This window comes from uncultured Roseibium sp. (assembly GCF_947496995.1).
In the GTDB taxonomy this organism is placed as follows: Bacteria; Pseudomonadota; Alphaproteobacteria; order Rhizobiales; family Stappiaceae; genus Roseibium.
Map to the genome: position 1 here is coordinate 882,978 of NZ_CANMFD010000002.1, position 15,274 is coordinate 898,251.

Below are 15,274 nucleotides of genomic sequence, written 5' to 3' on the forward strand. Positions count from 1 at the left end.
ACTGCCCGCGCTCGCCTCGAACGCATGATTTACCTAGCTGGAACCGCGCGGTCCGCGACATTTTCAACTGTTAGAGTGTCAGGCGAGAAAGCCACCCAAACTCAGTAAACGTGCGGCCTTATACACCCCGTAAGCTGTTAAGGCCACCGTTCAATCCAGCTATTATACTTCGATCTTCAGCCGTTGTGTCCAGTTCCTCCATATGGCGGAATTCAGGGCGTTTTGAGGCTGATCAAGGTGCCCGCCTTCCAGACGGGGAATGTATTCAGGTTAATTCGCAAGGACGCAGCCATGCCAAGCAAAAGACTGGAACACAGCCACCGTCCGGCCGACATCGCCTCCCGGCTGGCCTCGGGACCGGATGCCAGCTACCTGAGGGACTGGATATATGGCGGCATCGACGGCGCGGTGACCACGTTTGCCGTCGTCGCCGGCTCGCTGGGGGCCGACCTGTCATCGAAGGTCATCCTGATCCTTGGAATTGCAAATCTGCTTGCCGACGGCTTTTCCATGGCCGCCGCCAATTACAGCGGCTCCAAATCCGAAAACGAGGACTATGCCCGGCTCAAGGCGGTGGAAGAAAAACATATCTCCATCGCGCCGGACGGAGAACGCGAAGAGATCCGTCAGATCTTTCTGGCCAAAGGGTTCGAGGACGAAGATCTGGAGACCATGGTGCGTCTGGTCTCCTCCAACAGGGCGACCTGGATCGAAACCATGATGCAGGGGGAATACGGCATGACGGATGCGGCCCGCACCCCCTTGAAAGCAGCGCTCTACACCTTCGCCGCCTTCATCGTGTTCGGTTCGATCCCGCTGCTGCCCTTTGTATTTGATCTTCCGGCGAGCGCCATGACCGCCACCATCATGACGGCGCTGGCGTTCTTCACCATCGGCTCTTTCCGTGCCCACTGGTCGCAGAGACACTGGATTTCCTGCGGTCTGGAAACAATGGCGATCGGCATGCTGGCGGCCGGCATCGCCTTTGCCGCCGGACACGGATTGCAGACGCTGCTCGGTTAGGACTGGTCTTCGGGCGTCAGATAGCTGACGCCCAGTGCCGCCAGTTTGGTGTCGATCAGATCGGCCAGTTGCGGGCCGGGAACGATCTTCCTCGGATAGCGTGGGCTATCCCGGTCCTTCAGCACCGGCACGTGCCAGCCATCGGTGGTCTCGATGAAATGCTCGATGCCCTCTTCCCCCCAGATGCGGAAATATCCGGCGAGAACGCAATCGAGATAGCTCTGAAGGATGGGATGGCTGCGCGATCCCCAGCGATGATGACCGGGAGCCGCCTTGAACAGGAACATGTCGTTCGACCCCGGCTTTTGTTCCGCTTCGCAGCGGAACGTTGCGCCTATCGCCTCCACCTTGTGGTAGCGCCGTTCGCGCAGTTCGAGATCCTTCAACCCGGCGCGCGGTTCGCGCGCCATGATACCGCGGATCTCGACGCCGTGCTGCTCACGAACACTCAAGGCGCAACGGCCCTGGCCGTCCTCCCCCTCGCCGCAGACCTTCCATTCGCGCATCCAACCGCTCAGCCTGCCGGGGACGACCTGCGTGGCGGCGGGAATGGTGTCAATATTGACGAGCGAGCCGTAACCAAAATATGTGATCGTCATGTTGCGCTAAACTTGATTCTTTAATTTGCAAACAAGGCTAGGGTACGGACTCATAAAATTATGCTTTCAGGTCGTTCAGAAAACGATTGGTTCCAAGGCGCAAGATCGCAGGAAACCTTTCTGGTTTTCAAGATTTTGCAACGCCGGAGACAGTCGCTTTCTGAACGATCCGAAGGACATCAATCCGGCTGCGAAGCGCCGCGTCAAATCCTTTGCCCCATGCACCAGCATGGCTCTTCAGGCTTTTCCTAACCCTTATTTGCCGGGTTGATGCCTGGAAGTACAATTTTATGGATCCGTACCCTAAACTCGGAGGTCTCATGAGTGTTCCCACCCTTTCCCAACACGATGTCGAAGCCTTGAGGAAGGATACTCCCGGTGTAGGGCAGCTGATCCACTTTAACAATGCCGGCACGGGTCTCGCCCTTGCGCCTTCCCTCAACGCCGTGAAACACCATCTCGACCTGGAAGCCCGGCTGGGGGGCTATGAAGCCGCTGCCCATGCGAGCGCGGGCATGGACGCCTTCTACAGCAGCCTTGCCGCGCTGATCGGCAGCAAGCCGCACGAAATCGCCTATGTGGAGAATGCCACCCGCGCCTGGGACATGGCGTTTTACGGCATCGATTTCCGCGAGGGCGACCGGATCGTGACCGGCCGGGCGGAATATGTGTCCAACTACGTCGCCTTCCTGCAGATGAAACGCCGCAAAGGCATCGAAATCGATATCGTCGAGGACGACGAGAACGGGCAGATCGATCTGAAAGGTGTAAAAGCGGCCATCGGTGCGCGCACGCGCCTGATTGCCTTGACCCATATTCCGACTTTCTCCGGACTGATCAACCCGGCGGAGGATGTCGGGGAAATCGCCCGGGCGGCAAATGTGCTCTACCTGCTGGATGCGTGCCAGTCCGCGGGGCAGATACCCGTCAATGTCGGCGAGATCGGCTGTGACATACTTTCCGGGACCGGACGCAAATACCTGCGCGGACCACGTGGCACCGGGTTCCTGTATGTCAGCGACGCAGTACTGGATCAGCTCGACCCTCCCTTCATCGATCTTCAGGCCGCGAACTGGATTGACGAAACGTCCTATGAACTCGTCCCGCATGCGCGGCGCTTCGAGACCTGGGAACGCTATGTAGCCGGCCAGATAGGTCTTGGCGTTGCCGTCGACTATGCGCTCGGGTACGGGATGGAACGGATCGGCAATCGGGTGTGCGCTCTGGGAGCGCAATTGAGATCGGAGCTTTCCGGTCTGACGGATGTCACCGTGCATGACAAGGGGCAGCGGAAGGGCGGCATTGTGACCTTCACCGTTGCCGGCGAAACGCCGGTTCAGACAAAAGCCCGCCTCTCGGCGGCGCAGATCAATGTCTCTGTCAGCACCGCAAGCTCCGCCAGGATCGACCTGCCTCACCGCAATCTCGATGCCGTGGTGCGCGCCTCCGTGCACGCATTCAACACCGAAACCGAAATTGCGACATTCGTGAAAGCGACCGGCAATCTCACCTGAAGCAGCGCGACGGGGCCCGAACGACTGGCATCGGGCCCTATATATGCAGGTTTTCGTTCCGCTTGGAATGAACGTGGAGCCGCGCCCGAATACACTGATGTCGTGCTAGAAAACAAGAACAACAACCTTCACGCGCAATCATACTGAGAGATAAACAAGTCATTTCCACTAAACGCCGCATTGGTATGTTTGGCGTTGATAAAAAATTTACTTATAAAACGTTAAGACACACTCGCAAACTACCTATGTATTACCCCCGATATTTCCATCAATTATTTGTCCATATATTTCTTATTACATGGCAGAAAGTGACGAGAGCCCGCAAAGGGGTGCGGACTCTAACAGGATTTCAGTTTGACCGAGTTTCGGCGGAGATACAGCGATCAACCCGTGAGTGTTGCGCGGCAGCATATTTCGCGGCTTGCATTTTTTCTTGCCGGCCTCCTGATTGCCGTAACGTCCGCTTCCCTGCTGTTTGTCGGGTTCATCGCTTCTCAGGCCTCCACCGAGCAGGCCATCGCCAACGAACAGCGATTGTTCCGAAATACGCTTGCGGACCGTATGCGCGCCCTCGTGCGCGAGCAGGTCACCGTTGCCTCATCGGATCAATCCGTTGCCGGACTGGTTCTGAATTTCGACGCCGACTACGCATATCAGGCGATCGACACACTGTGGTCCGACTACCGGCACAGCAAGGTCATGGTGATCTCCGGTAACGGCGATGTTCTGGCGGAATCCTTCCAGCACTACACGCATATTCTGAAGCGGCCGATTGCCGAGACACCCGAACTGGCGACCCTGTTCGGCAAAGCCAAAACCCTGTTTGAAAAAAACAGGGTGCGCGTCCCCGGAGGATACGGCCACCGCTCCCTGCAGGGGATGGATCCCGGCGATTACACCCTCATGGGATTCACCAGGATAGATGGAAGGCCCGCAATGTTCGGTGCGGTCCCCGTCATCCCGGACGATTACAAGTTTGTGCTTCCGGACGGTCCGCCGACAGTTATCCTGTCCGCCCACTACCTGGACGAAATCCTGCTCGGACAGGTGAATTCACAACTAAATTTTGCCTCGCTCAAGTTCGTTGAGGACGCACCAGTGGCCTCCGCCGCATTTCACATGATCGCCAATCCGGACGATGAAGCCATCGGCTTCTTCACATGGGACAGCCAGACCATCGGCAATGCCATCTGGCCGACAATTATCCCGGTCATCGTGCTGTTGAGTATTTCCCTGGCGGCGCTGGCGTTTGGCATTGCCTGGAGGATCGGCCAGTTGACCTCCTCCCTGCAGGCAAGTGAACAGCAGAACCGCCACCTTGCCCTGCACGACACCCTGACGGGTCTGGCGAACAGACTCCAGTTCAACCGGGTTCTGGCCACCTCCGTGAAATCGCTGCCGGACAAGCATTTTGCCGTCATTCATTGCGACCTCGACAAGTTCAAGGCCGTCAACGACACATTCGGACACGCGGCGGGCGACCTGGTCATCAAGACCATGGCCGGGCGCCTGAAGAAAGTGATTGGCAACGAGGGCCTTGTCAGCCGTGTCGGTGGCGACGAGTTCATGATCATCTACCGGAAGGCGACGGACAGAGACAGCCTGCACAGCCTGAGCACGGAACTGGTGGAAACGGCCAAGAGGCCGATCGAGATCCGCGACGAGGGATCAGCGCATATAGGACTGAGCATCGGGATCGCGGTTGCCCCGGACGACGGTTCGACAGCCGAAAGTCTCGTCGCCCGGTCAGACGCAGCGCTCTACAAGTCGAAGAAACTCGGTCGCGACCGCTATACGCTGTTTTCCGATTTCTTCGACAACAAAGGCGACCCTTCGGAACCTCCGCTTTCCCTTGAGGATCCGAAGCCCTATGCCCGCGCCGCCAAGGCCAGCTAAAGAGGCAAGCCTTGCCCCTTTAGCCTCTGGACTTTCCGGGTCCTACCCGCGCAACCGCTCCGTCGGCTCGCGCATGGTCACGAGTTCTTCCGCGGCTGTCGGGTGCACGGCAATGGTCCGGTCGAAATCCGCCTTGGTCGCCCCCATTTGCAGCGTTACGCCGAGGATCTGCGCCAGCTCGCCGGCATCCGGCCCGACCAGATGCACCCCGAGGACTTTCTGGCTGTCCGCATCGACGATCATCTTCATGAGCATCTTCTCGTCCCTGCCGGACAAGGTGTGCTTCATCGGCCGGAAAGCGGACTTGTAGATATCGAGGTTGGCCGTCCGACTCAAAGCCTCTTCCTGCGTCAGTCCGACCGTGCCCATTTCAGGCTGCGAGAACACTGCGGTCGGGATCAGGCTGTGATCCACCGTCCACGGATTGTCGCCGAAAACGGTGTCGGCAAAGGCATGGCCTTCGCGGATCGCAACCGGTGTCAGATTGGCGCGGTTGGTGACATCGCCGACCGCGTAGATGGAGTCGATGTTCGTCCTGGAATCCGCACTGACCTTGATCGCACCGGAGGCCTCCATTTCCACCCCGGCCTTTTCAAGGCCAAGGTCCCTGGTGTGCGGGTTACGGCCGATCGCGAACATGATCTGCCCGGCGTCCAGCGTCTCACCTTTTTTGGTCTTGCCGGTCAGGGAACCGTCGGCGTGTTTCTCGATGCCGGTGAAGACGTCATTCAAGATAACCCTGATCCCCTTCTTCTCCATTTCTTCGCGAACCATGGTCCGCAAATCCATGTCGAAGCCGCGCAGGATTTCCTCGCCGCGGTAGATCAGCGTGGTGTCGACCCCGAGACCGTTGAAGATGCCGGCGAACTCGACGGCGATATACCCGCCACCGGCAACGACGATCTTCTCGGGAAGCTCGTTGAGGTGAAACGCCTCATTGGAGGTGATGACATGCTGAACACCGGGCAGGCTGGTGTCGACATTCGGAGAGGCTCCCACGGCGATGAGGATATATTTGGCGGTGACTTCCTGGCCGGTCGTCAGCAGACGCACCCGGTGGGCGTCCTCGATGACGGCGCGGCTGTCATGAACTTCAACGTTGGTGCGTTCCAGGTTGCGCCGGTAAAGGCCCTCCAGGCGGGTGATCTCCTGGTCCTTGGCGGCAACCAGCTTGCTCCAGGAAAAACCGCGCTCGCCGACAGTCCAGCCGAAGCCTTCCGCGTCTTCGAATTCCTCAGAGAACTTGGACGCGTAGACAAAGAGCTTTTTGGGAACACAGCCGCGGATGACGCAGGTCCCGCCGTATCTGTGTTCTTCGGCGATCCCCACACGTGCGCCATGGGTTGCCGCTATGCGAGCGGCGCGGACTCCGCCGGAGCCACCGCCAATAACAAAAAGATCGTAGTCGTACTCGCTCATTTTCGGCCTCTCGATATGTCTTGCACAGCCTTGGTGCGTCCCGTGTCCGGATAAACTCGGATCCGGCGGAAAGCGTCCCGGCCCGCCGCACATAAGCGGTTGCCGTCACCATGCAAGAGCAGCGCGGAACCGCCTGCCCCCGGAAGTGGCGGTCTAATGCTCACCATAGAATGGATCGGGCCGCGTTCGCGGCCCGCAGACCGGCAATCAAACCAGTCTCACTATCCTGTGTATCACCCGCATTTCAGCAACAGCACGATGCCATTGCCGGAAACGCAGTCCCTCACTCCACGACGTTCCGCTTGGCGAGTTCTTCCTGAACCATCGTCACCATTTCCGTGGAGATCTTGTCCTGCCACTCGCGGGCTACACCGACGGAATACTGGGTGATGGCGGGGATGGAATTGGTCAGCTTCTGTCCGAGCTCCGTGCCGTAGAACTCGGCCAGTTCATTCAGCTCGGCTTCAGTGAAGGTATCCGCCCATGCCTGGTAGACCATACCGTTCAGTTCGGCGCGTTTGGGAGCCAGCGTCAGCGCCACCTCCTGCGTGACCTCGATGATCTCTTCCGCACGGGTCGGATCGGTCTGGATGAACGCGGTACGGGTCTGTTCGGCGAGGATCGGCAGAATATCGTCGAAGGGTTCAAGTACCCTGGTCGCAGCAGCTACCTTTTTCGCAGCAGCCATGTGGCTTTCGGAAACAGCGTCCTGCGCGGACACGGCAGTGGAAAGAAATCCGGCGGCAATCATGGCTGCGCCCACTACAGCTGCACACTGGAAAGTCTTGACAAGTTTCATTTTTCTACTCCTAGGCGGCTTTCATCGCTCGTTCGGAAAGCCAAATCACACCACTTGGATGGGCAAGACGGTCTTTACCCCATCTGTGCCGGCCACGTAAGCCTTAGTTGCAAGATTGATGAAGAGGCCGTGCTCGACGACGCCGGGGATCGCGACCAGGCGGTCAGCCAGCAGTTCGGCTTGTTTGATTTCCTGAAGACGTGCATCCAGAATGAAATGGCCACCATCGGTTTTAAACGGCTGATCGCGACCACCTCGCAATTCCAGCTCCGGAGGCAGGTCAAGGTCTTCCAGAACCTTGAGAATTGCGAGCCTTGTGGTTTCCAGCCCGAAGGGTACGACCTCGATCGGCAACGGGAACCGTCCGAGGGATTCAACCTGCTTGCTGGCGTCCGCAATGACGATCATCTGGGCGGAAGCCGATGCGACGATTTTTTCGCGCAGGAGCGCTCCGCCACCGCCCTTGATCAGCACCAGACGCGGATCAAGCTCGTCGGCTCCGTCCACGGTCAGGTCCAATTGTGGCATCTCGTCGAGTGTTGTCAGCCTGATTCCCAGACTGGAGGCCAGCTTTGCGGTCCGTTCGGATGTCGGCACGCCGATCACATCCAGCCCGTCCCCGACCCGCCTGGCAAGCGCATGCACAAAAAGCTCGGCCGTCGACCCGGTACCAATACCAAGACGCATGCCGGAAGTGACGTCTTCCGCGGCGCGGTCAGCGGCTTGCTTCTTGAACTGGTCGCTCATTCAACGCTCCTCTGGCACCCTTCCTCCAGCACCGTTGCCGGTGGACCGCACCCTCAGCCATTTCCCGAACAAACGGGGATGGCAGGTTTTCTCGTTTTGGCCGCCGGGTGCTTAACATGGCCGGGCTCAGCCGGTCCAGTGACATTACCGTTTTCACCCGGAGAAACAGGCTCTTCGGACGCGTGCAAACTTGGTTAACCATACCTTAGGATGAGTAAGCATAATATTGGAAATAGTCTGGGGACTGGAAAGCAAAAATTCAAATGAACATACTTCGACTTGGATCAAGGCAAAAATCACGTGACAATTTCTCGCATGGTATTTTGCCTGCCCCTGAGGCATCTGACGAAGGAAACATGTCCGTTTCTGAAGAGGCAAATTCTTCAGACCGGATGAGTTTCGTTCTGGACAGCCTTGAGGACGACCTGACAGTGGCGGCAAAAGCCATCAGTTCGGCTGCGGAAAAGGTTCAGGACCAGCTCGACAGCCAGATGGACAAGCTGGAAACCATCCGCAGCGACAGCCAGTCGCTCGCCGACCAGTCGGCGACCGCAGGAGAAAACGCCTCCGGCCTGGCGGATTCCATTCAGCAACTATCCACGTCGAGCGGCGAAATCGGCAACCAGGTCGGGCTTTCCAACGAGCTTGCCAAAGAAGCCCGGGATGTGGCCGACCAGGCCAACAGCGGAGTAATGGAACTCAAGCAGGCCATTGACGACATCGCCAACGTCGTCAACCTGATTTCGGACATCGCCAAGCAGACCAATCTGCTGGCCCTCAATGCCACCATCGAGGCCGCAAGGGCCGGAGAAGCCGGCAAGGGCTTTTCCGTGGTGGCCAGCGAAGTCAAGGCATTGTCCGTCGAGACCCAGTCGGCCACGGAACAGATCATCGCCAATATCGACCGGCTCAATCATTCAGCCGAGAACAGTCTCGGTTCGGTCAACCGGATCATCGACGTCATCGGACGTATCCGGCCGAGCTTTGCCGCTGTCGAAGACGCCGTACAGACCCAGGTCGAAACCACCAATCTGATCGGTGACCAGGCGCAGCAGACGGCAAGCTTCGTTCAGGAGGTGGTGCGGAAGGTCAACACCATCACCGATTCCGCTTCCGCCGCCGAAGAGGGAGGGACGCGAGCCCGGGCCCTGGGGTCGGACATGAGCACAGCGGCGCATGCCCTGCAGTCACGTTTCACCATGATGATCCGCCAGACCGAAATCGGCGACCGGCGCCAGCATGACAGGCTCCCCGTTAAGCTGGGCGGCAGCGTCAGCAACGGCGGAACGACGTCAAATATCGAAACACTGGACATCTCGGAAGGCGGCGTTCTGTTCAAGACGGACAGCGACGGCCTGCTGCGTACGGGCAGCAAGGCCCGCCTCGAACTTGATGGCATCGGCCCGGTCGACATTTCGGTCGTTTCCGTATCCGACAATGGCTGCCACTGCCGTTTCGACAATCAGGCTGCAATCTTCCAGGAAAAACTTGCCGCGAAAATCGCTTCCGTTCATTCCGCCCATGCCAGGGAAGTCGATCTGGCGCAGTCCGGTGCCGCGAAGATCATCGCTGCCATGGAAGACCTTCTGGCAAAGCGCCAGCTGAGTCAGGACGATCTGTTCGACACCAACTACATGCCGATCGAGGGAACCGACCCCTTGCAGGTTTCCAACCGTGCCCTCGCTCATCTGGAAAAAGTGCTGCCGGAAATCCAGGAGGCAATCCTTGGTGCCGGCCAGAGCATGGTCTTCTGTGCCGCAATCGACAGGAACGGCTATCTGCCCGTTCACAACCTGACCTATTCGAAACCGCAGAGGCCCGGCGACCCGGCCTGGAACACCGCCAATTGCCGCAACAAGCGGATATTCGACGACAGGGCCGGCCTCAGTGCGGCGCGCAATACCCGCCCCTTCCTGATCCAGTCCTACGCCCGCGACATGGGCGGCGGTAAAATCGTCTGGATGAAGGAGATCGACGCACCGATCATCGTCGAGGGACGTCACTGGGGCGGTTTCCGTACGGCCTACAAGCTTTAGGGCGTAAACTCATAAATGAAGACGAAATGGCATGGGACCTTGCGGCGGCGCTCCGATGGGGCTAGGCAAAGCTTCGTTTCGTCTTTGTCCTTGCCGGAGTTTTCATGTCTGTTCTGGTGTTCGATCTCGACGGCACCCTGGTGTCCTCCATGGAGGATCTGGTTGCCACGCTGAATGTCGTGATGACCACGGCCGGCCACTCCGCCATCCCGCAGGACGATGTCGCCCACATGGTCGGCATGGGGGCCAAGGTCCTCATCCAGCGCGGGCTGGACTACAACGGCATTGCCTGGACAGACGCCGATATCGCACCGCTCTTCAACCATTTCCTCGAGCACTACGCAGCCAATATCGCCGTTCGGACACGACCGTTCGAAGGTGTGGTTCCGGCGCTTGAAGCCTTCCGCACCGAAGGCTGGAAACTTGCGGTCTGCACCAACAAGGCCGAAAGGCTGACCCTGCCGCTTCTGAAGGCGCTCGATCTCGGCAAATATTTCGACGCTGTTGTCGGCGGCGACACCTTTGCGGTTTCCAAGCCCCATGCCGAACCGGTTCACGGCGCCATAGAGCGGGCCGGCGGTGAGATAGCGGGCTCCATCATGATCGGTGACAGCGGCACCGATATCAATGCCGCCCGAAACGCAGGCATTCCGGTGATCGCGGTCGATTTCGGTTACACGCCCGTGCCGGTGCGCGACCTTGCGCCGGATCGGGTGATCTCCCATTTCGACGAACTGGCCGCAGCCGTTTCAGAGCTTTCACCACAAGGTCACGACGCCTGAACCTGCCCCTGCCCCACTCCCGTGACCCGGGAAATAAGACAGGATCAATTGAGGGTCTTTCAGAACGTTCTGATCGCCTCGCCCAGCGTCGTGCGGATCTCTGCCTGCCTGTCCTTGAGCGATGCGCTCCGGGTGTCGATTTCCTCGATGCGCGTTTCGGACTCCGCTAGATTGCGCGCGGCACGCTTGTAGAGATCGGCGCCCGGTTGAACAGCGGACAGATTGGCGCGATGGCGGTCCTGATCCCTGGTCTCTTCGTCCTTCTTCTCAAGCAATTGCCGCAACTGCCATTCGATCTGCGAGATTTCGGCCTGCAGTGCAGCCAATTCCCGCAGCTTGCCGGCAGTTTTCGCGTCCGGAGACCGTTCGGCCAGGGTCAGAAGCATGTGCTCATCGCTGGAGACCAGAGCGTAGGTTTCCGAAATTGTACGCTCGGCAACCGCGCGCACCGTTTCTGAGCCGCCTTCGGGCACCTGGATCCTGAGACGATGATGGGTTGCCGTTGCCTCCGTTTCCTGCGCAGAGGTAAATGTCCAGCCCGGCCGCTTCGGGTGTTCGATGATGATCGTGCGCTCCGCGTCCGGGGCGCCCTTTATCGCATAGACGGTTTCAGCGCGCTGACGGACGGAGGCGGTCAGGACACCGTCGGCGACCTTGATCGAAACGATCCTGTCGTCCGGCTCAGTCTTCTCAGCGATGCGAACCTTTCTGTCGGTGGCAAAGCTCGCCATGCGGCCTTCGCCAGACGGCATTCCGCCGATCTGCGCATCGCCGACATAGCCTTCCTGCTCGTCATAGACGGTCAGGATGCCCTTCGGCAGGCTGGCATTGGTTTCATTTTCGATCAGGATTGCCGCGACCGGATGCGGCAGGCCGCTTTCCGGTTGAAACACGGAAACGGTTTCGGCGCTCACGACCTGATCGACAATCGGCGCGGATAAAGTATCGCCGCTTTGCAGGGTCACCGGGTAAGGCAGCGTGAATGCGGCTGTGACCGTACCCTCGACCGCTTCGCCCACATTGGCGGCGGCCATAACGGCAGGCGCTTCCTGTGCGGCGACAGGCGCGGCGAGAAAGGCGCTCGCGGCAACACCGCCTCGTTTCAGGCGGCTGTCGGACTCGGCCATATCGAACACGGGTTCGGCGCCGCTGTCCGGCCTCGGGACGTAGCCTTCGGAGACATCGACCGGCACTTCGCGCCGCTGTTTCCAGTAGAGGTCATGCAGACGCTGCTTCAACGTGACCGGAGCGCCGGAAGACAGGGTGATACGCACGTTTTCCCAGTCCTCGCCGCTGGCGTTTTCCAATACGGCCCAGGCCTGCAGCCGGGCCTTTCCCGCTGGCATGGTCACCACCCGGTAGGCGGTTTTCCAGATCGGAGCTGGCACCACGTAGGAGACGGCCACCTCACGCTCCCCCTCCCCGGCCACTTTCAACGTGAGCGTACGCGCGCCGTCCGACTTTCCGTTTCCGACCGCCGCCAGAGCCCTGGCAACCTGCTGGCGGATCTGGTCGTCCAGAAAAACAATCTCCGTTTCCGGGCTCAGGTCCACTCCGACGATCCGCCCGTCGCTCAGCACGGAAACGATATCCGCCTGGCCTTTGTCCCCCTGGTCCTTAACGGAGACTCCCAGCACAAGGCCCTCGATCGTCGTGCCCGCCTTTTCCAGGTGCACGCGGGTCCCCTGCAGTTGCGCCAGCAGACGCGCCGGAGACTGAAGATCGTCTTGCGAGAACGGCAGGTTCTTGAAGGTTTCGCCGCGTGGATCTGGACCAGGCAGCGTCAGCCCCTCAACGACACCCTTGCCGTCATAAACGACGATGCTTTTCAGGACATCGTTCACCTGGTCGAGTGGCAGCGTCATCTCGATAAAGCCGGTGCTGTCGATATCGGCCTTGCGCACCACCTCGGCAAGGCCGCCGGACGACAGCGTGATGGAGGTGACCGGCCCGTTGCCGGCAGCCAAGCCGGCGGCTGGCAAACACAGGAAAAATATGGCGGCAGGCGAAAACAATGCTGCGGAAGACTTGCGGAAAACCATTAAAACCACTCCAGAAATCACTCGGGGAGAGCAGAAGGAACGTCTCATCCGTTAGGCAGAAATTACGGCTATTCTACGAGTAACGGGCCTGCGAGCTGTTGAGGGGGGAGCCAAACACCGAACAGGCCAGGAGCAGTGCCAAGGGCCGCAAAAAGACCTTGCCAAGTCCCGCTGCATCCCTTAGACACCCGCCATCCAAAACAGGATTTTGGGGCGATTAGCTCAGCGGGAGAGCACTCCCTTCACACGGGAGGGGTCACTGGTTCAATCCCAGTATCGCCCACCATTCTCTGTACCCGCGACCTCAATACGATCCTCCAGATCTCGGACAGCGGCAGATCAGGCAGCAGCGTGTTGTGGCCCAGACGGCGGCCGTTGCAAAAGCTGCAGTTTGGCCAGCAAGCGAAGCCCGGGCCGCAAGCATCCGGTGAATGGCAAATCGCCTTGCCCGCAATCCCCAGACGATTTGGCTCAATTGTGCGGCGAACCTTTGTTTCGCCCGGGCTCCTGCTATTCTTCGGATCGTGATTCCATGAGGATAAAGACAAGATGGCCACGCAAACCGCTGCGAACCCTCTCCGGGAGAAAATGCTGAAGGGTCTTGCTCTGCAAAAGGCAGGCGAGGTCAAGGAAGCGCAGCGTTGCTACAAGCAGGTCCTCAAGAAAACGCCCAACAATCCCGATGCGCTCAATCTGCTGGGGGTCACTTACCGGCAACTGGGCAATCCGAAGCGGGCGATTGACTACATTCAGAAAGCCATCGCGGCAAACAACAACCATGCCCCGTTTTACGCCAATCTGGCGCGGGCCATGATGGATGTAGGGACGGATTCGGAGAGCCTGCTGCTCGTGTGCGACAAGGCCCTGTCGATCAACCCCAAAGAGCGCGAAGCCCGGAACATGAAGTCCATCGCGCTCACGAAGCTGAAAAGATACGAGGAAGCCGAACTGATCCTGCAGTCCCTCCTCGTCGAGGATCCGGACTATCTGGAGGCTTATCAGAACTACGCGATGCTGCTCATGAATGCCGAAAGGCCGGAGCATGCCATCACCTTCCTGACCAAGTCGATCATGCTCGATCCGGACAACCCCATCAATTACATTCACAGATCGCGCTGCAGGCAGAAACTCAAGCAATTCGAGCCTTCCCAATATGAGCTGAGCGAAGCGCTGGAACGTTTTCCCGACAACAGCGATATCCAGCACGAGGCCGCGCGGCTGCTGTTCAGCATGAACGAGACCGCGAAAGCCATTCAGTACGCGCGCAAGAGCTTTGAAACCGACCCGAACAATTTCCACAAGTGCGTGACCATGGGCGTCACCTTGCTGATGCACGGCGATCAGGCGGAATCGCTCGAGATGATGAAGCTGGCTGAAAAACTCTCCGGAGGGACGAACCAGACGGTCAATTGGAACCTCTCGCTCTCCTATCTTGCCAATGGCGATCTGGAAAACGGCTGGCGGTTGCACACGGCCCGTTTCGACGACCCCGCTGCCCAGGTCACACGCAGGAAGTTCGAGGTGCCCGCCTGGGAAGGCGAGGACATTTCCGACAAAACGGTTCTCGTGTGGGCCGATCAGGGGCTCGGCGATGCCCTGAAAGCCGGGACAATGCTGCCGCAGCTGGCCGAAAAGGCAGGAAAGGTTATCGTCGAGGTTTCGCAAAAGGGCGCGACCTTCATGCAGCATTCCTTTCCCGAAATCGAATGCCGTGCTGCCCGGATGAATGCACAATTCGAAGCGACCGCTTCGGATTTCGACGTGACCGCCAATATCAGCGATCTGGTCGAGTTCTTCCGCCCGGATCTGGAGTCGTTCAAGGCCGCCCCAAGCCCCGTCTATTCCTTCCAGAAAGACCGGGCCCGGGCGTATCTGGAGCGATTGCAGGGTTATGGGGACAAACCGGTGATCGGTTTTTCCTGGCGGTCCAAGAACCTGGCCGCGCACCGGGCGAGATATTATCTCTCCGCACCGGCGATTTCGCCTGTCCTGGAATCGCGCGACGCGATCTTCGTGAACCTGCAGTACAAGGCGATTCAGAAGGAAATCGAGTTCTTCCGGACGAAGTTTCCGGGAAAGTTCGAGTTTTTCGAGGATGTCGATCTTTTCGACGACCTGCTCGGCGCGGCGGCCCTGACTGCTATCTGCGACTTTGTCGTTTCGGCCAATACGAGCGTTGCCGATATGGCGGGTATCCTCAACATCCCCTGCATCCGCTTCGGTCAGCAGGAACCGGCCCTGCTTCTCGGGCAGAAAAACCCGCCCTGGTATCCGTCCATGACCTATATGCGGCCCTATACGGACCGGCCGTGCGCGGAATTCGTTCCGGAAATTATCGCGGAACTGGATCGCCAGATGGAGAACTGGACGCCGGAGCCGAGGAATAAGCGCCTCGGCCTTTAAAGGTCTGCTATCTG

At 59.0% G+C, this 15,274-nt stretch carries 11 protein-coding genes and 1 tRNA gene; 7 read left to right on the plus strand and 5 right to left on the minus strand.

What is annotated here, in order from left to right; translation table 11 throughout:
- The first annotated feature begins 291 nt into the window (after nucleotides 1–291).
- Nucleotides 292–1,023, plus strand: a complete 732-nt coding sequence (locus tag Q1B40_RS12555; protein ID WP_299814677.1) for a VIT1/CCC1 transporter family protein — start codon at nucleotides 292–294, stop codon at nucleotides 1,021–1,023.
- Here the strand turns inward: Q1B40_RS12555 and Q1B40_RS12560 are convergent.
- A complete protein-coding gene (locus Q1B40_RS12560) occupies nucleotides 1,020–1,622 on the minus strand; it encodes a gamma-glutamylcyclotransferase (RefSeq protein WP_299814680.1) in 603 nt (200 codons plus the stop codon). The two genes, Q1B40_RS12555 and Q1B40_RS12560, sit on opposite strands and share 4 nt — an antisense overlap.
- 320 nt (nucleotides 1,623–1,942) lie before the next feature.
- On the opposite strand from Q1B40_RS12560, the gene Q1B40_RS12565 reads away from it, so the two are divergent.
- Both Q1B40_RS12565 and Q1B40_RS12570 read left to right on the plus strand, forming a co-directional pair.
- Complete coding sequence (locus Q1B40_RS12565) at nucleotides 1,943–3,136, plus strand: aminotransferase class V-fold PLP-dependent enzyme (protein WP_299814683.1); 1,194 nt, start codon at nucleotides 1,943–1,945, stop codon at nucleotides 3,134–3,136.
- 390 nt (nucleotides 3,137–3,526) lie between these two features.
- A complete protein-coding gene (locus Q1B40_RS12570; protein ID WP_299814686.1) occupies nucleotides 3,527–5,032 on the plus strand; it encodes a diguanylate cyclase in 1,506 nt (501 codons plus the stop codon).
- A 42-nt stretch (nucleotides 5,033–5,074) separates the two neighbouring features.
- Here the strand turns inward: Q1B40_RS12570 and gor are convergent, their stop codons facing one another.
- The 3 genes from gor to rpiA form a co-directional block, all read right to left on the minus strand.
- Nucleotides 5,075–6,451, minus strand: a complete 1,377-nt coding sequence (gene gor / locus Q1B40_RS12575; protein ID WP_299814689.1) for a glutathione-disulfide reductase — start codon at nucleotides 6,449–6,451, stop codon at nucleotides 5,075–5,077.
- Nucleotides 6,452–6,734: 283 nt separating this feature from the next.
- A complete protein-coding gene (locus tag Q1B40_RS12580; RefSeq protein ID WP_299814692.1) occupies nucleotides 6,735–7,250 on the minus strand; it encodes a DUF2059 domain-containing protein in 516 nt (171 codons plus the stop codon).
- A 45-nt stretch (nucleotides 7,251–7,295) separates the two neighbouring features.
- On the minus strand, nucleotides 7,296–7,997 hold the full coding sequence (rpiA, locus tag Q1B40_RS12585; protein WP_299814695.1) for a ribose-5-phosphate isomerase RpiA: 702 nt from the start codon (nucleotides 7,995–7,997) through the stop codon (nucleotides 7,296–7,298).
- Nucleotides 7,998–8,353: 356 nt separating this feature from the next.
- On the opposite strand from rpiA, the gene Q1B40_RS12590 reads away from it, so the two are divergent.
- Both Q1B40_RS12590 and gph read left to right on the plus strand, forming a co-directional pair.
- On the plus strand, nucleotides 8,354–10,033 hold the full coding sequence (locus tag Q1B40_RS12590) for a methyl-accepting chemotaxis protein (protein ID WP_299814698.1): 1,680 nt from the start codon (nucleotides 8,354–8,356) through the stop codon (nucleotides 10,031–10,033).
- 104 nt (nucleotides 10,034–10,137) lie between these two features.
- The gene (gene gph / locus Q1B40_RS12595; protein ID WP_299814702.1) at nucleotides 10,138–10,815 is read left to right on the plus strand and encodes a phosphoglycolate phosphatase; all 678 of its coding nucleotides are present in this window, start codon (nucleotides 10,138–10,140) and stop codon (nucleotides 10,813–10,815) included.
- 59 nt (nucleotides 10,816–10,874) lie between these two features.
- Here gph and Q1B40_RS12600 read toward each other — a convergent pair whose 3' ends face one another.
- On the minus strand, nucleotides 10,875–12,857 hold the full coding sequence (locus tag Q1B40_RS12600; protein WP_299814705.1) for a DUF4139 domain-containing protein: 1,983 nt from the start codon (nucleotides 12,855–12,857) through the stop codon (nucleotides 10,875–10,877).
- Nucleotides 12,858–13,068: 211 nt separating this feature from the next.
- On the opposite strand from Q1B40_RS12600, the gene Q1B40_RS12605 reads away from it, so the two are divergent.
- Together Q1B40_RS12605 and Q1B40_RS12610 are read left to right on the plus strand one after the other, a co-directional pair.
- A tRNA-Val gene (locus Q1B40_RS12605) sits at nucleotides 13,069–13,143 on the plus strand.
- Nucleotides 13,144–13,406: 263 nt separating this feature from the next.
- Nucleotides 13,407–15,260 (plus strand): tetratricopeptide repeat protein, encoded by a 1,854-nt coding sequence (locus Q1B40_RS12610; protein WP_299814707.1) that lies wholly within the window; start codon nucleotides 13,407–13,409, stop codon nucleotides 15,258–15,260.
- The last annotated feature ends 14 nt before the right edge of the window (nucleotides 15,261–15,274 follow it).